The sequence below is a fragment of the Mycobacterium sp. ACS1612 genome (genome assembly GCF_001667505.1).
GTDB lineage: Bacteria > Actinomycetota > Actinomycetes > Mycobacteriales > Mycobacteriaceae > Mycobacterium.
Window position 1 is genome coordinate 43,677 of record NZ_LZHZ01000048.1, and the last position, 22,291, is coordinate 65,967.

Below are 22,291 nucleotides of genomic sequence, written 5' to 3' on the forward strand. Positions count from 1 at the left end.
CCCTAGGCTGGCACGCGTGCCGACCAGAGCGATCTATGTAGCCTCACCAGAAGGCGACACAGGCAAATCGACGATCGCGCTTGGCATCCTGCACCGGCTTGCCGCCACCACCGCCAGGGTCGGCGTATTCCGTCCGATCACCCGACTCAACGAGAACCGCGACTACATCCTGGAGCTGCTGCTTGCGGGCAGCACCGCCGGCCTGCCCTATGAAGAGTGCGTCGGCGTCGGCTACCAACAGCTGCACGAGGATCCCGACGCGGCGATCGCCGAAATCGTCGATCGCTATCACCATGTGGCCGACCAATGCGACGCGGTGTTGATCGTCGGCAGCGACTACACCGACGTCGCCACGCCAAGCGAGTTGTCGACCAACGCACGCATCGCCGTCAACCTCGGTGCGCCGGTGGTGCTCGCGGTCAAGGCGAAGGGCCGGACGCCCGAGCAGGTCGCCCAGGTCGTCGACGTGTGCCTGGTCGAGATCGACGCCCAGCACGCGCACACCGCGGCGGTGGTGGCCAACCGGTGCGACCCGGCGCAGATGGCTGCGGTCGCCGAGGCGTTGAAACCGTTGGGCCCCAAGGCCTATGTGCTGCCCGAGGAACCGCTGCTGGTGGCACCGTCGGTAGCCGAGCTCGGCGAAGCGGTCGAGGGCAGCCTGCTGCGCGGTGATCCGGCGTTGTTGACCCGCGAGGTGATGGACGTCCTGGTGGCGGGCATGACGGCCGAACACGTGGTGGAGCGGTTGACCGAGGGCGTCGCCGTCATCACCCCCGGCGACCGCTCAGACGTCGTGCTCGCGGTGGTGGCCGCACATGAGGCCGAAGGGTTTCCGTCGTTGTCGTGCGTGGTCCTCAACGGCGGCCTCGAGCTTCATCCGTCGATCGCGTCGCTGGTGTCGGGACTCGGGTTGCGACTGCCGATCATCACCACCAGGTTCGGCACCTTCGAGACCGCCAGTCGGGTCGCATCGGCGCGCGGCCGCGTCACCGCAGAGTCGCAGCGTAAGATCGACACCGCGATCGCGCTGATGGACGACCACGTGGACACCGCGGATCTGCTGGCGCAGTTGGCCCTTCCCATCCCGACGGTCGTCACGCCGCAGATGTTCACCTACCAGCTGCTGGACCAGGCGCGTTCGGACCGCAAGCACATCGTGCTGCCAGAGGGTGAGGACGACCGCATCCTCACTGCGGCAGGCAGACTGCTCTCCCGCGGTGTGGCCGACCTGACCATCCTCGGCGACGAGCCGAAGATCCGCGCCCGCGCAGCAGAACTCGGTGTCAACCTGTCCGCCGCCGCCGTGCTCAACCCGCGCACCAGCGAGCTGTGCGACAAGTTCGCCGAACAATACGCCGAACTTCGTAAACACAAGGGCATCACCGTCGAGCAGGCTCGCGAGATCATCCACGACGTCTCTTATTTCGGCACCATGCTGGTGCACAACGACATGGTCGACGGCATGGTTTCTGGCGCCATGCACACCACCGCCCACACGGTGCGGCCCGCGTTCGAGATCATCAAGACGCTGCCCGACGTGTCGACGGTGTCGAGCATCTTCTTGATGTGCCTCGAGGACCGGGTACTGGCCTACGGCGACTGCGCGATCGTGCCGGACCCGACCTCCGAGCAACTCGCCGACATCGCGATCTCGTCGGCCCGCACCGCCGCGCAGTTCGGCATCGACCCCCGGGTCGCCATGCTGTCGTACTCGACCGGTACCAGCGGCACCGGTGCCGACGTCGACAAGGTCAGGGCGGCAACGGAATTGGTCCGGACGCGGGCACCAGACCTGCTGGTGGAGGGACCCATCCAGTACGACGCCGCCGTCGACGCGACGGTCGCGAAGGCGAAGATGCCCGAGTCCGAGGTGGCGGGCCGCGCGACGGTGCTGATCTTTCCCGACCTCAACACCGGCAACAACACCTACAAGGCGGTGCAGCGCAGCGCTGGCGCGATCGCGATCGGTCCGGTGCTGCAGGGGTTGAACAAGCCGGTCAACGATCTGTCCCGCGGTGCGCTGGTCGAGGACATCGTCAACACGGTGGCCATCACGGCGATTCAGGCGCAAAGCCGATGAGTCAAAACGTCCTGGTGCTCAACTCCGGTTCCTCCTCGCTGAAATACGCTGTGGTCGACGTGGATTCCGGCGCGCAGACGGTCGACGGAATCGTCGAGCGCATTGGCGACTCGGAGGTCGCCGACCACGCGGCGGCCATGCGGGTGGTGTTCGACGAGTTGGCCGACCATCTGGACGGCCTGCTGGCGGTCGGCCATCGCGTGGTGCACGGTGGTCCGGATCTGTACGAGCCGACGCTTGTCGACGATGCCCTGATCGCCAAGCTTGACGAGCTGGCTCCGCTTGCGCCACTGCATAATCCGCCCGCTGTGCTGGGTCTCCAGGTGGCGCGCAAAGCATTATCGGATCTACCGCACGTCGCGGTGTTCGACACCGCGTTCTTCCACGACCTGCCGCCCGCGGCCGCGACCTACGCCATCGACCGTGACGTGGCTGAGCAATGGCACATCCGCCGCTACGGATTTCACGGCACGTCACACCAATACGTCAGCGAACAGGTCGCGGAGTTCCTCGGCACACCACTGACCGACCTGAGACAGATCGTGCTGCACCTCGGCAACGGCGCGTCCGCGTCGGCGATCCGCGGAGGCAGGCCAGTGGACACGTCGATGGGGTTGACGCCGATGGAGGGCCTGGTGATGGGCACCCGCTCGGGTGACATCGATCCGGGCGTGCTGACGTATCTGTGGCGCACCGCGAAGATGAGCGTCGAGGACATCGAGGAGATGTTGAACCGCCGCTCCGGTGTCCGCGGCCTTGGCGGCGAGATCGACTTCCGGGTGCTCCACCAGCGCATCGAATCCGGCGACGCGACAGCACAATTGGCGTATGACGTGTACATTCACCGGCTGCGCAAGTACATCGGCGCGTATCTGGCGTTGCTCGGTTCGGTGGACGTCATCACGTTCACCGCCGGTGTGGGTGAGAACGACGCGCAGGTGCGTCGCGACGCCTTGTCCGGCATGGCGGCGTTGGGCATCGAGGTCGACGAACACCTCAATGCCGGGCTCCCGAAGGGCGCCCGCCGCATCTCGGCGGAAGGCTCGCCGACGACGGTGCTCGTCGTCCCGACGAACGAGGAACTCGCTATCGCGAGAGCCTGCGTCCAGGTGATCTGACTTTAAACGTCGACTCCGTGCTTGCCCAGCGCGCCGCCGTTGCCGCCGATGCCTCCGCTACTGCGACGAACATCGACCTAATGTCCCGCGGTCGAATCCTCCGCGGGAAGAAGATGGTCGGGATCGCAGATCTGCAGGAATCGGCTCAGCTGGGGCCCGACCATCAGCACCCAACCGACGCCGTAGCGGGCGCACGTCACGTTCACGTTGTGCAGCGCGGCGAAACCCGCCGTGCCGAAGAATTCGACGGTCGACAGGTCCAGGACGAGCCGTCCCCACCCGGCGATCTGGCGTTCGACGTAGCCGGCGAGCGCGCGACTGTTGGTCGCGTCCACTTCACCCCTGATCGTGACCAGCACCGTGGTGTCCGACAGGTGGCATGCAGAGAAAATCGCGCGGTGGTGCTCTTCGCGTCTGTCGAGCGACGCGGGGTCGGGTCGAAGCACGCGACTGGTACCGATTGCAGACAAGGTGGCCTCCCTCAGTCGAAAAGCAATATTCGTACTGGGGTGCCGTCAGGGATGGGGCCCTACGTCTTAAAGCCGCGCACTCGGGAGTCAGCCCTATGCGTCGATGACGTCACCAATTCGGCTGTTAACTCAACCTGTGCGCAGAGTACTACGGAAACCGTGACTTGACCATGGCGTTTGCCGATGACAAGCGGATAGCCAGCGGAAACGGACCACGAGATCCGTTGCGGTTCAAGATCAGAATGTGCTCGTCGGCCGCACACTGTTGGCCAGGTCCACCAGGGCGTAGCGGTGCGCCTGCGTCGGCGCCACCCGGGCCAGGCTCCGCAGCGATGCCTCGACGCCGAGTTGCAGCCCGTGCTCGGTGAACGGGAAGCCCAGGATGTGGTTGGTGGTCGCGGTGTTGTCGGCCAGCCAGTCCATCGCGGTGCCAAGCACCAGCGCCCGGATCTGCAGCACGCGAGGTTCGGTGTCCGGCAGCGCCTCCACCCGGCGGGCGGCGTCGCGGATGTGCTGCTCGGTGACTTCGCTCATCGACCTACCCGACAGCAGTGTCACCGCACTGGTCAGCCGTGCCGTCGTGAAATGCCTTGAAGTGGGCGGTACTTCGTCCAACGTGCGGACTGCCGCGTCCCTGTCCCCTTCCGCGGACTGCGCGCGGGCAAGCCCGAACCCGGCCGAGATGACGCCGTTGTCGGTGCTCCACACGGTGTTGTAGAACTTGCGTTCGTCGGAGTTCCCCGCGAGTTCGGCCGTCGCGGCCAGCGCCAGCTTCGGCGCCAGTTCACCGGGCAGCGTGTCCAGCACCTCGTTGAAATGCTTTGTCGCCGAGTCATAGTCGGCCGACAGCAACTCGGCGACTGCGCGGAACCAGACCAGTCGCCAGCGCCAACCGACGCGGCCTGCCAGATCATCGAGCTTGCGGGTGGCCTTGGCGACGTCGCCGAGATCCAGCAGGGCCCGCACTTCCATCAGCGGCAGCTCGACCGACTCCGACAGGTCGATGCCCTCGGAGTCCAGCGCGCCGTGCCTGGCTGCTCGCAGTTGGTCCAACGTGTGCACCGGCTGACTCAGCACGCTGGCCGACAACACCGGCGCACCGACGTCGGCGGGATCCATCAACGGCACCGGCAGCGCCTTGACGATCTCCTGTGCGGTCAGCTTTTCCGAGTGCACCTGCCCGTCCAGATAGACGTCGGTGTGCGCGACCAGCAGGTCCACGCCGAAGGTCGACCGCGAAGGTGAGAACACCGTCGACAGGCCCGGTCGGGGCACCCCGGTGTCTTGGGCCACCACTTCGCGCAGCACACCGAGCAGCTGGCTCGACATCTCCTCGGCGCTGCCGAATCGGCGTCTGGGGTCGGGGTCGATGGCCCGCCGCAGCAGCCTGCCGAACGAGTCGTACTCGCGCAGCACGGGGTCGTCTTCCGGCAGGCCGTCGACGTAACGGCCTTTGCGTGTGCGCAGATTCAGCGTCAGCGCCGCCAGCGTGCGGCCTACCGTGTAGATGTCGGTCTGCACGGTCGGCCCGGTGCGGACGATTTCCGGCGCCTGGTAACCCGGTGTGCCGTAAAGGTATCCGAACGAGTTGATGGTCGACACTGCGCCGAGGTCGATCAGTTTGAGCTGATCCTCGGTCACCATGATGTTTTCCGGCTTGAGGTCGTTGTACACCAAGCCGATCGAATGCAGATACCCAAGTGCGGGAAGGATTTCCAGCATGAAGCCGATGGCCTCGGCCACCGGCAGCCGGTCGCCCTTGGCCTGTTTGAGCGACGTCCCGCCGACGTACTCCATCACGATGTAGCCGACCGGGTTGCCGTGCTTGTCCTCGTGCTCGACGAAGTTGTAGATCTTCACGATCCCGGGATGGGTCACCTCAGCCAGGAACTGGCGTTCGGCCATTGCGATGGTCTGCGCCTCGGCGTCGCCGGAGTGCACCAGACCTTTCAGCACGACGGGCCGGTCGTTGACGTTCTTGTCGAACGCCAGGTACACCCAGCCCAGCCCGCCGTGCGCGATGCAGCCCTTGATCACGTACTGCTCGGCCACCTCGTCACCGGGGGACAGTTGCGGCAGGAACGAATACGGGCTGCCGCAGTGCGGGCACCAACCTTCGGACAGCGCCTTACCGTCGGGCGTCGACCGGCCGACCGGGCGCCCGCAGTTCCAGCAGAACCGCTTCGATTCGGCGACAACGGGATTGGTCATCAGCGCTTCGAGCGGATCCTTGGCGCGCACCCGTGGGATCTCCACCAAACCGCCGCCGAGGCGCCGGGTCGGCGACAGCGCCCGTGTCACCGTCGTCAGGTGTTCGTACGGTTCGGTGTCTTCGGTACCGACCGAGGTGCTGTCGACGTCGTCGTCGAAGTGCGGACGGAAGATCGCCTGCGTCGCCATCGGCCGCATCGTCGACATGGAGTCCATGCCGAGGTCGTCGAAGCTGGCCGGTTGGGTGCCCGGGCCTTCCTCGTAGTCCTGCGGCTCAGCCATCAGTCCACATACCTCGCGACCGGGGGCGCCGGCGCGGGCCCGAGCACCGTCAGCCACTTGCGGTACAGCGTGTACCAGGTGCCGTCGCGGCGGATCCGCTCCAGGGTGCCGTTGACGAATCGAACCAGCCCGGTGTTCTGCAGGTTCACCCCGATGCCGTAAGGCTCCTCGTTGAGGCTGGGTCCGACGATGTGCAGGTACGGATCCTGGCTCACCAGGCCGGCCAGTATCGAATCGTCGGTGCTGACCGCGTCGACCTGGCGCTGCTGCAGCGCGACCAGGCAGTCGGCCCACGTCACCACCCCGACGATGATCGGCGGCGGGGTGATCTGCTGGATCCGGTCCAGCGACGTCGTGCCCTTCGCCACGCACACCCGCTTGCCCGACAAGTCCGACGGCCGCGAGATCGACGAGTCTCGCGCTGCCAGGATCCGCTGGTTGGCGTTCAGGTACACCGTCGAGAAGCCCACCTGCTTCTTGCGCTCACAGGTGATGGTCATGGTCTTCACGACGACGTCGACCTGGTTGTTCTGCAGCGCGGCGATGCGGTCCGCCGACGACAGGATGCGGTATTCGACCTGCGACGGGCTGCCGAAGATGTCGCGCGCGATCTCGCCTGCGATGTCGACGTCGAAGCCGGTGATCTCGCCGGTGATCGGATCCCGGAAGGAGAACAGGTTGCTGCCGATGTCGAGTCCGACGATCAGCCTGCCGCGGTTGCGGATGGTCGCGACGGCGGCGTCGGCTTCGGCCTTGGTGTTGAACGGACGCAGGCTCGCGGTGCGATTGCAATCGGCCTCGTCCGCCGGCGGCCGCGCGGGTTCCGGTGGCAGTTCCTGCATTCCGGCCGGCATCGGCGGGGCGAGCGTGACGCCGGGCGTCGGGATCACCGCGGCGCCCTGGGCGCACCCGCTGAGCAGCAGGGCTGCGGCGAGCAGGACCCCCGCTCCCCGTTCGGCGAACTTCAGGCGCATCACCGGTACTCGCTCAGCCTCGGCCACAGCCCCAACGCCACCGCCAGCGCCGCGACGACGGACAGCACCGCCGCACCGACCGTCGCGCCGGAGAGCACCCTGCGGGCGTTGACGATGTCGTTGCGCAACTGGCCGCGGCTCTCCTCGATGCCTTTGGTCAGCGCCGAATCCAGCTTGTCGAACGCGGGTGTCGAGTCGTCCTCGCCAGTGCCCAGTGCCACCTGAGTCGCGGCCTGGTAGTTGCCGACCCCGATGTAGGCGTTGATCCGGTCGTCGGCGGCCCGCCACCGCTTCAGAAGTTGTTCGGCGTCGGCCAGGTCGGTCTTGTCGACCGCGTCGCCGCGGGACAGGTAATCGGACAACTGCTGCTGCATGGAATCGATGCGTTGGTAGTAGGACTGCTTGCGCACGTCCTCGTCGCCGCGCCGGATCAGCGACAGCGTCTCGTCGGCCCGCGCCTGCTGCGCGGTGATGGCGAGGCTCGTGACGGTCTTGAGTGACTCTGCCGCAGTGTCTTTCGCGCTGCGGCTGTCCGCCGTCGAGATGACGAGGACGGTGCCCACCCATATCAACATAATCAGCACGGCAAGGCCGCCGGCGACGAAGCCGATGTTGACCCTGCGGCGGGTCCTGCGGGCGAGCCAGCGGTTGGCGAACGCGCCGAACAGCAACGTGGCGAGCACGACCAGGATCACCGGCCCTGGAATCCGCGTCGACGCCGTTGTCTCCGCGTCCACCCGCGCCGAGGTCTGTTCATAGAGCCGCTGAGCGTCAGGCAGCATCTGCGTCTGCATCAACGACGACGCCTCAGATAGATAGGAGGAACCGACCGGATTGCCAGCGCGGTTGTTGGTGCGCGCGGTTTCGACCAGCCCGGTGTACACCGACAGCTGGGCGTTGACCCGGCCCAGCAGTTGCACCATCGGCTCGTCGGTCAGCCCGCTCGACGCCCGCGTAACCGCCACCGACGCGTCGGTGATGGCCTGCTCGTAGCGCTGACGGACGTCGCGCGGTTCAGAGCCCGCGATGAAAGCGGTCGCCGCGGCCGCATCGGCCACCGACAGTGTGGTGTAGAGCTGGCCGGCGGCGAACGACAGCGGCTCGGTGTGGTTGAGCACCGTGGTGAGCGCCTGTTGCCGGTCGTTGATCGTGGTCGACGTGGCAAACGCGCTGCCGACAACAAGCGCTGACAACACCACGCCGATGGTCAGGATCCGACCCGGCGTGGTCCACAGGAACCACCAACGCTGGTGCGCGGGAGTTGTCGGCGACCGCGACGCCAGCGGTTCGGTCGAAGGGTGCGCCAACTCCACAGTCACGTGCGCGCGGACCTCATCTTTTCGCTGCTCTCCGGCTATCGTCCCGACCGACTCACCACACTATAAAAGAATTCTAAGAGTTGGTGCTCAGACGTGCGGGCATTCGAGCGGCACGTCTTCGCGCGGCGTTCTTTAAGCTGAAATCGTGCGTGGCGACGGAGACGGCTGGGTGTTGTCGGACAGCGGCGCCGCCTATTGGGGCAAGCACGGCGCGGCCGGTCTGCTGTTACGAGCCCCCGGCCCCGACGGCTCGCCCGCGGTGCTGTTGCAACACCGGGCGCCGTGGAGTCATCAGGGGGGCACCTGGGGACTTCCCGGCGGCGCGCGCGACAGCCATGAGACGGCCGAGCAGGCCGCGTTCCGTGAAGCCGAGGAAGAAGCGGGCCTGCCCTCTCAACGGCTGACGGTGCGCACCACCGTCGTGACCGCCACCGCGGCAGGCGGTCATTGGACCTACACCACCGTGATCGCCGACGCCGCCGAACAACTGGACACCGTGCCCAACCGGGAGAGCTCCGAACTGCGCTGGGTGGCCGTCGACGAGGTCGCCGAGTTGCCGTTGCATCCCGGCTTCGCCGCCAGTTGGGAGCGGCTGCGGGAAGTGGCCGCGGCTATCCCGCCTCTGCAAGCCGAGCCTTGAGCCGTCGCGCCGCGGCCGTCGGGTCGTCGGCGCCGGTGATCGCGCGCACCACGACGATTCGGCGGGCGCCTGCGGCCAGCACCTCTGGCAGTCGCTGCTCGTCGATGCCGCCGATCGCGAACCACGGTTTGTCCGAGCCCATTTCGGCCGTCGCGCGCACCAGGTCCAGGCCCGGCGACGGGCGGCCCGGTTTGGTCGGCGTCGGCCAGCAGGGGCCGACGCAGAAATAATCGACGTCCTCCTTGGCCGCCGCGGCCGCCTGCGACGCGTCGTGCGTGGATCGGCCGACCACCGGTCGGGACCCGATGATGCCGCGCGCAACCGGCAACGGCAGGTCGTCCTGGCCGAGGTGCAGCACATCGGCGCCTGCGGCCAGCGCGATATCGGCGCGGTCGTTGACCGCCAGCAGCGCGCCGTGGCGCCGGGCCGCGTCGGCCAGCACCTCCAGCGCCGCCAACTCGTGGCGCGCCTCGAGCGGACCGAACTGCTGCTCGCCTGGGGAACCCTTGTCCCGCAACTGGAGGATGTCGACACCGCCCGCCAGCGCGGCATCGGCGAATTCGGCCAGGTCGCCACGTTCCCGCCGGGCGTCGGTGCAGAGATACAGCTGCGCTTCAGTCAGACGAGAGCGCAGTCGCTCACCAGGGTTGTGCACACCGCGACCCTAGTCGCCGAGTTCGAGTAGGTGCCTACGCTGTGCGCTTCGCCGGGGCCGCGGCGAGCCCGGCTGTGCTGGCTCGAACCTGGCGGGAAAGCAGAGTCGAGTACGCTTGGCATCCGACACGGGAGTCCCTGGACCGAGGACTGAGAGTGGGCACGCCGCCCTTACCGTCACACCTGATCCGGGTCATGCCGGCGAAGGGAGGAGGAAATGCAGGACTCAATTGCCGGCTCGCCGGCGCGATCGCTTGCGGTCATCGGCGGCGGCGTCATCGGGCTGTCCGTCGCACGGCGCGCTGCGCTCGACGGTTGGGCCGTGCGGGTGCACCGCACCGACCAACGCGGCGCTTCCTGGGTGGCGGGCGGCATGCTCGCCCCGCACAGCGAAGGCTGGCCCGGCGAGGACCGCCTGCTGCAGGTGGGTTTGGCGTCACTGGCTTTGTGGAATGACGGGTTCCTCGACGGACTGCCGCCCGACGTGGTCACCGCCCGCGAATCGCTCGTGGTCGCCGTCGATCGCGCCGACGCCACCGACCTGAAGACGGTCGGCGAGTGGCTGGCGGCACAGGGACACCCGGTCACCCCGACATCGGCGGCACGTGACATTGAACCACTTCTGGCACAAGGCATTCGGCATGGCTTCGTCGCCGAAACCGAGCTTGCGGTCGACAATAGGGCCGTCGTGGCGGCGCTGGAGGCGCACTGTGAACGGATCGGCGTGCAGTGGGCGCCCCCGGTGACGGCGCTGTCCGATGTGCGGGCCGACACCGTGGTGATCGCCAACGGTATCGACGCGCCGACGCTGTGGCCGGAGCTGCCGATCCGGCCGGTGAAGGGCGAAGTGCTGCGGTTGCGCTGGCGGCGCGGCTGCATGCCGGTGCCGCAGCGAGTGATCCGCGCCCGCGTGCACGGCCGCCAGGTGTACCTGGTGCCGCGCGCCGACGGCGTGGTGGTGGGCGCCACCCAGTACGAGCACGGCAGGGACACCGCTCCCGCCGTGACCGGTGTGCGCGAGCTGCTCGACGATGCCTGCGCGGTGATGCCCGCGCTTGGCGAGTACGAACTCGCCGAATGCGCCGCGGGACTGCGGCCGATGACGCCCGACGGGCTGCCGATCGTCGAACGGCTCGACGATCGCACACTGGTGGCGGCCGGACACGGCCGCAACGGATTCCTACTCGCGCCGTGGACCGCCGAGCGGATCGCGGCCGAACTGAACGCCTCTGTGGGAGCAAGCAGATGAAGGTGACCGTCAATGACGAAGCGGTCGAGATCGACGAACAGACGACCGTCGCGGCACTGCTGGAAAGCCTCGGCTTCCCAGAGAAGGGCATCGCGGTCGCTGTCGACTGGTCGGTGCTGCCACGGTCGGAATGGGAGACCGCGCTGACCGACGGGGCGCGGGTGGAAGTGGTGACGGCGGTGCAGGGTGGCTGAATCTAAGTTGACGATCGCGGGACGCGAGTTCGGCTCCCGGCTGATCATGGGCACCGGCGGCGCCGCGAACCTGGCGGTGCTCGAGGAGGCGCTGATCGCGTCGGGCACCGAACTGACCACCGTCGCAATGCGGCGCGTCGACGCAGAAAGCGGCACCGGCGTGCTCGATCTGCTGACCCGGCTCGGCATCACCCCGCTGCCCAACACGGCGGGCTGCCGCGGCGCCGCGGAGGCGGTGCTGACCGCGCAACTGGCGCGTGAGGCGCTCGGCACGGACTGGGTGAAGCTGGAGGTCATCGCCGACGAGCGGACCCTGTTGCCAGACGCCGTCGAATTGGTCAGGGCGGCAGAGCAATTGGTCGACGACGGGTTCACCGTGCTGCCGTACACCAACGACGATCCGGTGCTGGCCCGCAGGCTGGAGGACACCGGGTGTGCGGCGGTGATGCCGCTGGGTTCGCCGATCGGCACCGGGTTGGGCATCGCCAACCCGCACAACATCGAGATGATCGTCGAGCGCGCCGGGGTTCCGGTGATCCTCGACGCAGGCATCGGCACTGCGAGCGACGCCACGCTGGCTATGGAATTGGGTTGCGACGCGGTGCTTTTGGCCACCGCGGTAACCCGGGCCGCCGATCCGCCCACCATGGCCGCCGCGATGGCCGCCGCCGTCACCGCCGGTCATCTGGCCCGCCAAGCCGGCCGCATCCCGAAGAGGTTCTGGGCGCAGGCTTCCAGCCCGTCGCTATGAGCCGCTACGTCGCGCTCGGCAGTTCGATGGCCGCCGGGCCAGGTATCCGGCCGTCCGCGCCGGGCGCACCGTTTCGGGCGGGCCGCTCAGCGCGCAACTATCCGCATCTGGTCGCCGAACGCCTTGGCCTCGACCTGGTCGACGTCACGTACTCCGGTGCTACCACCGCCAACGTGCTGACCGAACCCCAGAACGGCACACCGCCGCAGGCCGATGCGCTCGACGGCTCAGAGGATCTGGTGACGGTCACCATCGGCGGCAACGACGTCGGCTACGTGCCGCTGCTGATGGCGGCGGGCCTGCCGCGGATGGTGCGCGGCATGCCGGTGCTGGGTGGCGTCGTCCGGGAGATGCTCGACCCGACGGCGCGCGACCGTGCGCTGGTCGAGGTGGCCGAATCGCTGAAGGAAGTGGGCCGCACCGTGCGGCAGCGGTCGCCGCGGGCGAAGGTGTTGTTCGTCGACTACCTGACGCTGCTGCCGCAGGCGGGTGCGGCGCCGCCGCTGTCGGACGTCGACGTCGCCCTCGGCCGCCGGGTGGCCGACACGCTGGAACGGCTCACCGGTGAGGCGGCCGCCGACACCGGCTGCGAATGGGTCAGGGTCGCGCAAGCCAGCCGCGAACACCACGCCTGGTCGGCCGAGCCGTGGACCACCAAACCCGGGTTGCCGCTTCCCATCAGGCCCGCACCGCTGCACCCCAACGCCGCGGGCATGCGCGCCGTCGCCGACCTGATCGTCGGGATGGTGGGCCGCGCAGGCGATCCGTAGTCTCGGAACAGATGATCGAGTTGACGGGCCTCACCAAGGTGTTCGGCACGACCCGGGCCGTCGACGACCTGACCTGCTCCGTCGAGCCGGGCGTGGTCACCGGGTTCCTCGGGCCCAACGGCGCGGGCAAGACCACGACGATGCGGCTGATCCTCGGCCTCGACCACCCCACCGCGGGCACGGCCACCATCGACGGCAAGCGCTACCGCGAGCTGCGCGACCCGCTGCGCACTGTCGGGGCGCTATTGGACGCGCGGCAGGCGCATCCGAACCGCACCGCGCGCAACCATCTGCGCTGGATCGCGGCCACCAACCGGATTCCGATCAAACGGGTCGACGAGGTGCTCGACATGGTCGGGCTGATGTCGGTGGCCGGTCGGAACGCAGGCGCGCTGTCGCTGGGGATGAGTCAACGGCTCGGCATCGCGGGCGCGCTGCTGGGTGATCCGCCGGTGCTGCTGTTCGACGAGCCGGTGAACGGGCTCGACCCGGAGGGCATCCGCTGGGTGCGCACGCTGATGCGCACCCTGGCAGGCCAGGGCCGCTCCGTGTTCGTGTCCAGCCACCTGTTGGCTGAGATGGCCAATACCGCCGACCGGCTGATCGTGATCGGCAAGGGCAAGCTGATCGCGTCGACGACGGTCGCGGAGTTCGTCGGCGCATCCGGCGCCGACACCGTGCGGGTGCGCAGCCCGCAACTGGAGACGCTGCGGCGGGTGCTCACCGACGCCGGGCTCACCGCCGAGGCCGACCACGGCGCCGCGCTGCTGGTGCGCGGGGCGGCCATCGAGGTGATCGGTGATCTGGCCGCTCGCAACGCGATCACGCTGCACGAGCTCAGCACCAAGTCGGCCTCGTTGGAGGAGGCGTACATGAAGCTGACCGACGAGGTCACCGAGTACCGGACGGTGAGCCAGTGACCGCGGTACTGGCCGCCGAGCGGATCAAACTGACGACAACGAAGTCTCTGCTGTGGACGGCGGCGGTGGTGGCGGTGCTGTCCATCGGTCTGGCCGCGCTGCAGGGCGCGACGTCGTACGGTGCGGCGGCGCTGCCGCCAGAGAGAGCCGTCACGGGCGTCGCCGTGTTCGGCGTCCCGGTGCTGATGGTCCTCGCGGCGATGACGGTGACCGCCGAATATCGCAGCGGCATGATCCGCGCCACCTTCATGGCCAGCCCCGACCGCACCCTGGTCCTGGCAGCGAAAGCCGCTGTCGCACTTGTATTTTCAGCGAGCTATGCCGCCTTGATGACGGTCGTCGCGGTGGTGGTCGCGCACGTGATGTCCCCGCCGCTGGTCGGTTCGCAGCTGTCGTTCATCGACCTTGGCACGTGGCGGCTGATCGGCGCCATCGCCTTGTACGCCGCGTTGACCGCGGTGCTCGGCGTCGGGGTCGGCGCGCTGCTGCGGCATTCGGCGGGTGCGGTCGCGGTGCTGCTGCTGTGGCCGCTGCTGATCGAACCGGTGCTGGGCAACCTGCCGAACATCGGTTCCGAGGTCGGGCCTTACTTGCCGTTCGCCAACATCTTCCGGTTCGTCGACGTGCAATGGCTCTTCCCGAGCTACGCGGTGCCGTGGGGTGAAGTCGGCTCACTGGTGTACTTCGTCGTGATTGTGGCCGCCGTCTACGTCGCCGCGATCGTCGTGGTGAACCGCCGCGATGCGTGAGGGCGCTAACGTGGTGCCGATGGTGCGTAAATATCTGGCGGTCGTGACGGCGGTGATCGCCGTCGTGGCGCTGGGCGGCTGCAGCCGCGAAATGCGCACGCAGCACCCGCAGCCCAGCACCACCGCGAGCACGCCGGCCACCCCGGTCACCGAGTTCGCCGCGGCACTGCGCAAGCAGGTCACCGCCGACGCGATGATGGGCCACCTGCGTAAGTTGCAGGAGATCGCCGACGCCAACAAGGGCAATCGCGCACTGGGCACGCCGGGCTACGACGCCAGCGTCGACTATGTGGCCTCCGCTCTGCGGGACAAGGGCTTCGACGTGCAGACCCCGGATTTCGAGGTGCGAATCCCGTTCGCCGACGAGCCGTCGCTGACCGTCGCAGGCGACAAGGTCACCGCGAAGCCGCTCGAGTACACCAAGGGCACCCCCGCGGAAGGGGTTTCGGGTCCGCTGGTGCCAGCCCGCGTCGAGGACACCCCCGGCTGCACCGCGTCGGACTACGACGGGCTGCCGGTCGCGGGCGCCGTGGTGCTGGTGGACCGCGGCAAGTGCCAGTTCGGGGTCAAGCAGGCGGTTGCCGTCGAGCGGGGCGCGGTGGCGCTGATCGTCGCCAACAACGAGGACGGCGATCAGATGGGCGGCACGCTCGGCGAGACGACCGACGTGAAGATCCCGGTCATCAGCGTCACCAAGGCCGCCGGTGAGCGGTTGCGGAATGCGCCGGGCCCCACCACCATCAAGCTCAACGCGGGCGTTCGGGTGGAGCGGACCCGCAACGTCATCGCCCAGACCAAGACGGGCTCCACCGCCAACGTGGTGATGGTCGGCGCCCATCTCGACAGCGTGCCGGCGGGCCCCGGTATCAACGACAACGGCTCCGGTGTCGCCGCGGTGCTGGAAACCGCGCTGCAACTGGGCAATTCGCCGAAGGTTGCCAACGCGGTGCGGTTCGGCTTCTTCGGCGCCGAGGAGGAGGGTCTGCTCGGCTCCAAGAACTACGTGCAGTCACTGAACGAGGAAGCGCTGAAGGACCTCGCGCTCTACCTGAACTTCGACATGCTCGGTTCCCCGAACCCCGGCTACTTCACCTACGACGGCGATCAGTCCGCCAAGCCGACCGACGGTGCGCCACGGGTGCCCGAGGGCTCGGCCGGTATCGAACGCATGCTGGTCGCGTTTCTGAAGGGCGCCGGAAAACCGCCGGAGGACACCTCATTCGACGGCCGCTCAGACTACGACGCCTTCACCCTTTCCGGAGTGCCTGCAGGCGGTATCTTCTCCGGAGCCGAGGAGAAGAAGTCGGTCGAGCAGGCCGAGCGGTGGGGCGGACAGGCCGACGAGCCATTCGACCCTAACTACCACAAGGCTTCTGACACGGTGGAGCACATCGACCGGACGGCACTCGAGATCAACGGAGGCGGAGTGGCATACGCGGTGGGGTTGTATGCGCAGGATCAGAGCGGCCGCAACGGCGTGCCGATTCGGGAGGACCGTACGCGGCACGTCCTCGAATCATGAGGGCCGTCGCCGCGGTGATGGCCGTCGCGGTGATGGCGTTGGCGGCATGCTCGTCCACCGAAGCCCCGGTGGCCGCCGACGACCTGCCCCGCGAGATCGCGGGAAAGCTCACCGCCGACGACATGTACACGCACCTGCGCAAGCTGCAGGAGATTGCCGACGCCAATCGGGGCAACCGGGCGCAAGGGACACCGGGCTACGACGCCACCGTCGACTATGTGGCGAAGGTGTTGAAAGACAACGGATTCGACGTCTCGACACCGGAGTTCGATCGGCTTGAACGCACCGAGGGCGGCAATCCCACACTGACGGTTTCCGGTCGCAGATTCCAAGCCGACCAGGCGTCCCTACTCGTCGGCACCCCGGCGGGCGGGCTCAACGCGATCACGCTGCGGCCGCAGAGGGCGCCGGGCTGCAGCGCCGCCGACTACGGAACGGTGTCGGTGCAAGGTGCGATCGCCGTCGTCGACGACACCGCCTGTTCGGTCGTCGCCAAACAGGACGCGGCCGTGGCCAAGGGTGCCGTCGGGCTGCTGGTCGTCAGCGCACCGGCATCGACGGGCCCGGCGGGCCTGTTCACCCCGGGCTATTACCAGAAGCTGACCATTCCCGTCGGCGTCGTCGGGAGGGACGCCGACGCGGCGCTGCGGCGGACCAACGCGCCGGTACGACTGGTGTTGGACAGCAAGCCGGTGATGGCCAAGGCGCGAAACGTGGTGGCGCAGACCAAGGCTGGCGATACGAAGAATGTGGTGCTCGCGGGTGCCAGGCTGGACAGCAGCCCGCGCAGCCCCGGCATCAACGACGACGGGTCCGGGGTCGCCGCGCTGCTCTCGACGGCGTCCGCGATGGGTGCGGCGCCGAAGATCGCGAACGCGGTGCGCTTCGCGTTCTGGGGCGCGGACGAGGAAGGGCCGACGAAATACGTTGGCGGGCTGAGCCGCGACGGACTCAACGACATCGCGTTGTATCTCGGGGTCGGCGCCATCGGCTCGCCGAATGCGGGCTACTTCACGTACGACGGCGACCAGTCGGGCACGCTCAATCCCGACATCCCACCGCAGTCCGTTCCCGCGGGTTCGGCGGGGGTGGAGCGGATGTTGGCGGGTCATCTCAACCTCGCCGGGGTGCGGCCCGCCGACATGCCGCTGAGCAGAACCGCGGATTACGCCGCCTTCATGGCCGCGGGTATTCCGATCGGTGGAGTGAGCACGGGGTGGTCACAACGCAAAAGCGAAGTGCAGGCCCGACTTTGGGGTGGTCAGGCCGGTGTGGCATTCGATCCCAACTGGCGTACCGCACGCGACAACATCGACAACATCGACCGCGACGCGTTGTCGGTGATGGGCAAGGCGCTCGCGTACTCGATCGGCAGCTATGCGCAGCAGACCGACGGCGTCAACGGGGTTCCGCCGCGGGACCAGCGGCACCGGAGTACGCCCTAGCCACCCGGGTGACGAATTGGTAGACGCCGTCCTCGTCGGGTGCGAGCGGGCCGGGGCGGGCGTGCGGCGACGAGAGACCGCGTTGCACGGACTCGCAGGCCGCCCAGTCCTGGCGGTTGGTCAGGTCCCAGAAGTCCACGGCGTACGACGGGTCGAATTCGGGTTCGGCGGCAACGTCTTTCGGGAAGGCCCACGCGCATTCGACATGGGTGCGGTCGACGGCGAGCGGTGTCATCAGGTGCGTCATCACGTAATCGGGGTGCAGACTCACCAGCAGGTTGGGGTAGCCGACCAGGTACATGACGGTGCGCAGTTCGTGTTCGGACAAGCCCTGGATCGCGACGCCGCCGCTCTTACCCGTCAACGACATGGTCTCGGCGCCTTCGACGATCGACATCCAGCCGCCCATCCAGAACCCCGGTAGTTCGAGGTTCTCCCCACTGGTGGGCGGGCTGATCCGGGACAGCTCCGGATGGATGGTCGAGCAGTGGTAGCACTCCTGGTAATTCTCGGCGATGACCTTCCAGTTGGTCGCCAGCTCGTAGGAGTGCCTGGCGACAATGGTCAGGTCCTCGGGACGGTACGGGCCGACGACGTCGTCCAAACCGGCGACGTGCGTGGCGAAGTCGGCGTCGGTGCCGCTGCGGTCGACGAACAACCAGCCGTGCCAGTCGGCCAGTCGGAGTTCGGTGAGCCCGAATTCGGCGGGCTCGAAACCGTCGACGTCGCGGAACCCTGGCGCGTTGCGGAGCGTGCCGTCGAGCCGGTACGACCACGAGTGGTACGGGCAGACGATGGCGCGGGCCTTGGTGGTCGCGTTGCAGGTGAGCAGTTCATGGCCGCGGTGCCTGCAGGTGTTGGCGAACGCGCGGACGACGTCGTCTTCGGCGCGCACGAGAAGTATCGCGTTGACCCCTGAGCCGACAGCCTTCTGCGCGCCGACGGCCGCGAGGTCGCAGGCGTGCCCGACACAGGCCCAGCCGGAGAACATGTTGTGCTGCTCCCACTCGAACACCGCCGGATCGACGTAGGCCTCGCGGGGCAGCATCCGCGACTGGCCGAACGGTGCCAGCGCTGCGGCCAGCGCGTCGGCGGGCACCGGCGCCGACTCGCCCTGTTTGAACATACAGTCAGCCTAGCTGCGGCCCTGTCTGCCGGTCCAGTTTTCGCCACAAAGACTAGAGCAGCTTGTCCAGGGTGATCGGCAGGTCGGTGACACGCCTGCCCGTCGCGTTGAACACCGCGTTGGCGATCGCCGCAGGCACCCCGACGATGACGAGCTCGCCGAGCCCCTTGACCCCGAGCGGGTCGGCGAGCATGTCCTCGGCGGGCAGGTAGTCGGCGTCGAGCACCGGCACGTCGGCGTTGACCGGAACCAGGTAGTCCGACATGTTCGCGTTGACGATGCGCCCGTCGCGGTAGTCCAACTGCGTACCCTCCAGCAGCGCCATTCCGATGCCGCCGACCATCCCGCCGATCGCCTGGCTGTGCGCCAGCTTCGGGTTGATGATCCGACCCGCGTCATAACACGCGTAGATGCGCCGTATCCGCACCGTGCCGAGCGCCTCGTCAACGGCGACCTCGGCGAACACCGCGCCGTATGCCGACATCGAATAGCGGGAATCCGCGTCGTCCGGTGACCAGGTCTGCTGTGTGTCAAGGGTTTTCCAGCCGCGCCGACGCAGCAGATCCGGGTAGCTCTCGCCGCGGGTCTGCTCACCTGTGTGGAACATCCGTCCGTCGGCCACTGAGACGTCCTCGGGCCGCAGCCCGTTCAGCGGTGAGCCGGGGTCGACGACCGCGGTGCGCACGAAGCGGTCGCGCAGCATATTGGCGACCGTGAACACCGCCGACCCGACGCTCACCATGGTGCGCGAACCCGAATGTGACGGTGCTGGCGGAAAGTTGCTGTCGCCGAGCGCGAATCGCACCCGGCTCAACGGCAGCCCGAGCGCATCCGCGGCCACCTGCGTCATCGACGTGTAGGTGCCAGGACCCATATCGCTTGTGCCGCATTTGACTTCAGCTGTGCCGTCGGCGTTGATCCTGGCCACGGCCGCGCACTGGCTGCGCGCGGTGTGGTACACCGCCGCGGCCACTCCGATGCCGATCAACTGGCTGCCGTCGCGCACCGCACGCGGCGTGGGATTGCGGCGCGACCAGCCGAACGTGTCGGCGCCGCGCCGCAAACAGTCGGTGACCCGTCGAGTGGAGAACGGCAGATTCTCCGAAAGGTCCCGGTCGGGCTCGTTGCGTAGGCGCAGCTCGATCGGGTCCATCCCCAACCGGTGGGCCAGGTCGTCCATCGCCGACTCCAGCGCGAAGGCGCCGGTGGTCGCACCGGGGCCGCGCATGAACGTTCCCGGGTTGATGTCCAACGGCACCACCCGGTATGTCGAGCGCATATTGGGTGAGCCGTACATGAACCGGGCACCCGTCATCGCGTTGTCCTCGTAGGCGTTGTACCGCGACGTCTCGGTGTGCGCCTCGTGCACGATGGCGGTGATCCGACCGGTTCTGTCAGCGCCGATGGCCATCCGCTGACGGCTGGTCGGCCGATAGCCGACGCCGCTGTAGTACTGCTTGCGCGTCAGCATCAACTTCACCGGCCGCCGCATCTGCCTGGCCGCGAACGCCGCCAGCAGTTGATGCGGCCAGGTCGTGCCCGCACTGCCGAATGCGCCGCCGACGAACGGGGAGATCACCCGCACATGATCCGTCGGCACACCGAACGCGCCCGCATAGGTGCTCTGCGCCCCGCTGATGCTCTGCACCTTGTCCCACACCGTGAGCCGGTCGCCGTCCCAACTGGCCACGGTCGCCGGGATCTCCATCGGATTGTGGTTGTTGCGCATGATCGAATAACGCAGATCGCTGAGCACCGCCGCGCCGTGCAACACATTGTCGGCGTCGCCGCGCGCATAGTCGCGCGTCCTGGTGCCTGGCCTCTGTTCCGCCTGCGGCGCATCGATGTTCGTAAGCTGCGGGCCTGGCCGGTACTTCACGTCGACAAGGGACGCGCCGTGCATGGCCGCCTCGAGCGTCTTGGCGACCACGACCGCGACGGGTTGGCCGAAGCAGGACACCTGACGGATGTCGTAGGGCAGCTTGACCCCGCCGAAGTCGGTGAGCACGCGCAGCACGTCACCGTCGCGCACCGCGGCGGTGGGATCGATGTGATCCACACTGCCGCGCGCCACGGTGCTGCACACCAGCGCCGCGTACACCAGGTTGGGCGCCGGGTGATCGGCGGCGTAGGACGCCTTGCCGGTGACTTTGAGCCTGCCGTCCACCCGCGTCACCGGTTGCCCCGAGACGACGGCGGCGGGCAGTGGCTGCGTCACGGCAACGCCGCCACTGTCGCCAACTGACGCTCGACCGTCCGTTTCACCAATTCCACTTTGAACCCATTTTCCGACAAGGGTTTAGCGCCATCGGCGGCGTGCGAAGCCGCGTCACGCCACAGGTCGACACTCGGCGCACGGCCGACCAGCGCCTGTTCGACCGCGGGTAACCGCCACGGAACCGTCCCGACGCCTCCGACGGCGACGCGCGCCGCGCGGACCGTGCCGGAGGCGATGTCGAGGCCGACCGCTGCCGACGCCAGCGCGAACTCGAACGACTCGCGGTCGCGAACCTTCAGATAGCCCGACCGCTTGGCCTCGGGAACCACGGGCACCTCGACGCCGGTGATCAGCGCACCCGCGCCCATGCTGCGTTCCCTCTCCGGTGTACGGCCTGGCATCCGGAAGAACTCGGCGACGGGAATTCGCTTCTCCCCGTTGCTGTCCCGGGTGATCACCGCGGCGTCGAGCGCGGTCAGCGCGACCGCGAGATCAGACGGATGGGTGGCGACACATGCGTCGCTGGTGCCGAGGATGGCGTGGGTGCGGTTGCGGCCGTCGATCGCCGCGCACCCCGCTCCCGGCGTTCGCCGGTTACACGCGGCCGTGACGTCGCGGAAGTACAGGCAACGTGGGCGCTGCATGAGGTTGCCGCCGATCGACGCCATGTTGCGTATCTGCGCGGACGCGGACAATTCCAGCGCCTGCGCGATGACCGGGAACTGCTGGCGCACACTCCGATGGGCGGCCAACTCGGACATCCGGACCAGCGAGCCGATGCGCAGAGTGGTGGGTTGCAGGTCGATGTCGCGGTAGGGCAGCGCGTTGATGTCGACGACGGCGTCTGGCCGCTCGACGGTCTCGCGCATCAAGTCGATCAGTGTGGTGCCGCCCGCGATGTAGCGGGCGCCGCGCCTGGCCGCCGCCAACGCGGCCGATTCGTCGGCGGCCTTGGTGAAGCTGAACGGGAACACGGCCGGCTACGCGTCGCGGGCCGCGTTGGCGACCGCGGTGACGATGTTGGTGTAGGCGCCGCACCGGCAGATGTTGCCGCTCATCCATTCGCGGATCTCGGCGGGGGATCCGGTGTGCCCCTCCTTGATACAGCCGATGCCGGACATGATCTGCCCGGACGTGCAGTAGCCGCACTGGAACGCGTCTTCGTCGATGAACGCCTGCTGCAGGGGGTGCAGCCTGCCGTTGCGTTCCAGGCCCTCGATCGTGGTGATCTCCGCCCCGTCGTGCATCACCGCGAGTGTCAGGCAGGAGACGACGCGCTGCCCGTTGACGTGAATCGTGCATGCACCGCAGGCGCCCTGATCGCAGCCTTTCTTGGTGCCGGGCAGGTTCGCGCGCTCCCGCAACGTGTCGAGCAGCGACGAACGGTTGTCCACCTCGATCTCGCGGTCTTCGCCGTTGATGCGTAACCGCACCTTCGTCGTCGTGGCGGTGTTTGCCTGTTCGTCTTCACCGCAGCCCGCTAGCAACGGGGCCGTCGCCACCACGCCGCCGACCGCTATCGATGCTCCGACAAACGTTCTCCGGTTGAGTTCAACCACGTCGTCCAACGTTATGCAGGCATGCTGTGAGTCAGCCAAA

General features: G+C 67.9%; 20 protein-coding genes and 1 riboswitch. Of the genes, 11 read left to right on the plus strand and 9 right to left on the minus strand.

All coding sequences use genetic code 11. The features are described 5' to 3' along the window. The first annotated feature begins 16 nt into the window (after positions 1–16). On the plus strand, positions 17–2,080 hold the full coding sequence (gene pta / locus A5724_RS18845; protein ID WP_197518720.1) for a phosphate acetyltransferase: 2,064 nt from the start codon (positions 17–19) through the stop codon (positions 2,078–2,080). After that, positions 2,077–3,198: an acetate kinase gene (locus A5724_RS18850; RefSeq protein WP_067805256.1), complete on the plus strand. Its 1,122-nt coding sequence runs from the start codon at positions 2,077–2,079 to the stop codon at positions 3,196–3,198. Before pta ends, A5724_RS18850 begins: the two co-directional genes overlap by 4 nt. A 77-nt stretch (positions 3,199–3,275) precedes the next feature. Here the strand turns inward: A5724_RS18850 and A5724_RS18855 are convergent, their stop codons facing one another. The 4 genes from A5724_RS18855 to glnX all read right to left on the minus strand — a co-directional run bounded on the left by A5724_RS18855 (position 3,276) and on the right by glnX (position 8,454). Then, positions 3,276–3,668, minus strand: a complete 393-nt coding sequence (locus tag A5724_RS18855; RefSeq protein WP_067805259.1) for an STAS domain-containing protein — start codon at positions 3,666–3,668, stop codon at positions 3,276–3,278. A 237-nt stretch (positions 3,669–3,905) separates the two neighbouring features. Then, on the minus strand, positions 3,906–6,161 hold the full coding sequence (locus A5724_RS18860; RefSeq protein WP_067805262.1) for a serine/threonine-protein kinase PknG: 2,256 nt from the start codon (positions 6,159–6,161) through the stop codon (positions 3,906–3,908). Then, complete coding sequence (locus A5724_RS18865) at positions 6,161–7,135, minus strand: glutamate ABC transporter substrate-binding protein (RefSeq protein WP_067805620.1); 975 nt, start codon at positions 7,133–7,135, stop codon at positions 6,161–6,163. Before A5724_RS18865 ends, A5724_RS18860 begins: the two co-directional genes overlap by 1 nt. After that, complete coding sequence (gene glnX, locus A5724_RS18870) at positions 7,135–8,454, minus strand: protein kinase G-activating protein GlnX (protein ID WP_067805267.1); 1,320 nt, start codon at positions 8,452–8,454, stop codon at positions 7,135–7,137. Before glnX ends, A5724_RS18865 begins: the two co-directional genes overlap by 1 nt. Before the next feature lie 145 nt (positions 8,455–8,599). Here glnX and A5724_RS18875 point away from each other — a divergent pair, with 145 nt between their 5' ends. Next, positions 8,600–9,094, plus strand: coding sequence for an NUDIX domain-containing protein (locus A5724_RS18875; RefSeq protein WP_067805271.1), 495 nt, complete (start codon positions 8,600–8,602; stop codon positions 9,092–9,094). Here A5724_RS18875 and thiE read toward each other — a convergent pair. Further along, positions 9,066–9,728 (minus strand): thiamine phosphate synthase, encoded by a 663-nt coding sequence (gene thiE / locus A5724_RS18880; protein WP_067805624.1) that lies wholly within the window; start codon positions 9,726–9,728, stop codon positions 9,066–9,068. The genes A5724_RS18875 and thiE overlap by 29 nt on opposite strands. A 138-nt stretch (positions 9,729–9,866) precedes the next feature. After that, positions 9,867–9,975, plus strand: a riboswitch (TPP riboswitch). On the opposite strand from thiE, the gene thiO reads away from it, so the two are divergent. The 8 genes from thiO to A5724_RS18920 all read left to right on the plus strand — a co-directional run bounded on the left by thiO (position 9,966) and on the right by A5724_RS18920 (position 17,348). Continuing rightward, the gene (thiO, locus tag A5724_RS18885) at positions 9,966–10,997 is read left to right on the plus strand and encodes a glycine oxidase ThiO (protein WP_067805628.1); all 1,032 of its coding nucleotides are present in this window, start codon (positions 9,966–9,968) and stop codon (positions 10,995–10,997) included. (Overlaps the previous riboswitch by 10 nt.) Beyond that, a complete protein-coding gene (gene thiS / locus A5724_RS18890; protein ID WP_067805274.1) occupies positions 10,994–11,191 on the plus strand; it encodes a sulfur carrier protein ThiS in 198 nt (65 codons plus the stop codon). The genes thiO and thiS overlap by 4 nt, the downstream gene beginning before the upstream one ends. Further along, positions 11,184–11,942: a thiazole synthase gene (locus A5724_RS18895; protein ID WP_067805278.1), complete on the plus strand. Its 759-nt coding sequence runs from the start codon at positions 11,184–11,186 to the stop codon at positions 11,940–11,942. Before thiS ends, A5724_RS18895 begins: the two co-directional genes overlap by 8 nt. Next, complete coding sequence (locus A5724_RS18900; protein ID WP_067805281.1) at positions 11,939–12,712, plus strand: SGNH/GDSL hydrolase family protein; 774 nt, start codon at positions 11,939–11,941, stop codon at positions 12,710–12,712. Before A5724_RS18895 ends, A5724_RS18900 begins: the two co-directional genes overlap by 4 nt. An 11-nt stretch (positions 12,713–12,723) precedes the next feature. After that, positions 12,724–13,632 carry an ATP-binding cassette domain-containing protein gene (locus tag A5724_RS18905; protein ID WP_067805283.1) on the plus strand — a complete coding sequence of 303 codons (909 nt, stop codon included), beginning with the start codon at positions 12,724–12,726 and terminating at the stop codon, positions 13,630–13,632. After that, a complete protein-coding gene (locus tag A5724_RS18910; protein ID WP_067805286.1) occupies positions 13,629–14,381 on the plus strand; it encodes an ABC transporter permease in 753 nt (250 codons plus the stop codon). The genes A5724_RS18905 and A5724_RS18910 overlap by 4 nt, the downstream gene beginning before the upstream one ends. A gap of 19 nt (positions 14,382–14,400) precedes the next feature. Beyond that, positions 14,401–15,903 carry a M28 family metallopeptidase gene (locus A5724_RS18915; RefSeq protein WP_067805631.1) on the plus strand — a complete coding sequence of 501 codons (1,503 nt, stop codon included), beginning with the start codon at positions 14,401–14,403 and terminating at the stop codon, positions 15,901–15,903. Continuing rightward, positions 15,900–17,348: a M28 family peptidase gene (locus A5724_RS18920; RefSeq protein WP_067805288.1), complete on the plus strand. Its 1,449-nt coding sequence runs from the start codon at positions 15,900–15,902 to the stop codon at positions 17,346–17,348. Before A5724_RS18915 ends, A5724_RS18920 begins: the two co-directional genes overlap by 4 nt. On the opposite strand, the gene A5724_RS18925 is transcribed toward A5724_RS18920, so the two are convergent. Genes A5724_RS18925 through A5724_RS18940 form a run of 4 tightly spaced genes read right to left on the minus strand, consistent with a single transcriptional unit; the run spans position 17,302 to position 22,260 of the window. Beyond that, positions 17,302–18,474 (minus strand): SRPBCC family protein, encoded by a 1,173-nt coding sequence (locus A5724_RS18925; RefSeq protein WP_067805291.1) that lies wholly within the window; start codon positions 18,472–18,474, stop codon positions 17,302–17,304. The two genes, A5724_RS18920 and A5724_RS18925, sit on opposite strands and share 47 nt — an antisense overlap. Positions 18,475–18,526: 52 nt before the next feature. Next, on the minus strand, positions 18,527–20,692 hold the full coding sequence (locus tag A5724_RS18930) for a xanthine dehydrogenase family protein molybdopterin-binding subunit (protein ID WP_067805293.1): 2,166 nt from the start codon (positions 20,690–20,692) through the stop codon (positions 18,527–18,529). Beyond that, a complete protein-coding gene (locus tag A5724_RS18935; RefSeq protein ID WP_067805296.1) occupies positions 20,689–21,666 on the minus strand; it encodes a xanthine dehydrogenase family protein subunit M in 978 nt (325 codons plus the stop codon). Before A5724_RS18935 ends, A5724_RS18930 begins: the two co-directional genes overlap by 4 nt. A gap of 6 nt (positions 21,667–21,672) precedes the next feature. Then, positions 21,673–22,260: a (2Fe-2S)-binding protein gene (locus A5724_RS18940; protein ID WP_067805298.1), complete on the minus strand. Its 588-nt coding sequence runs from the start codon at positions 22,258–22,260 to the stop codon at positions 21,673–21,675. Between the last annotated feature and the right edge of the window lie 31 nt (positions 22,261–22,291).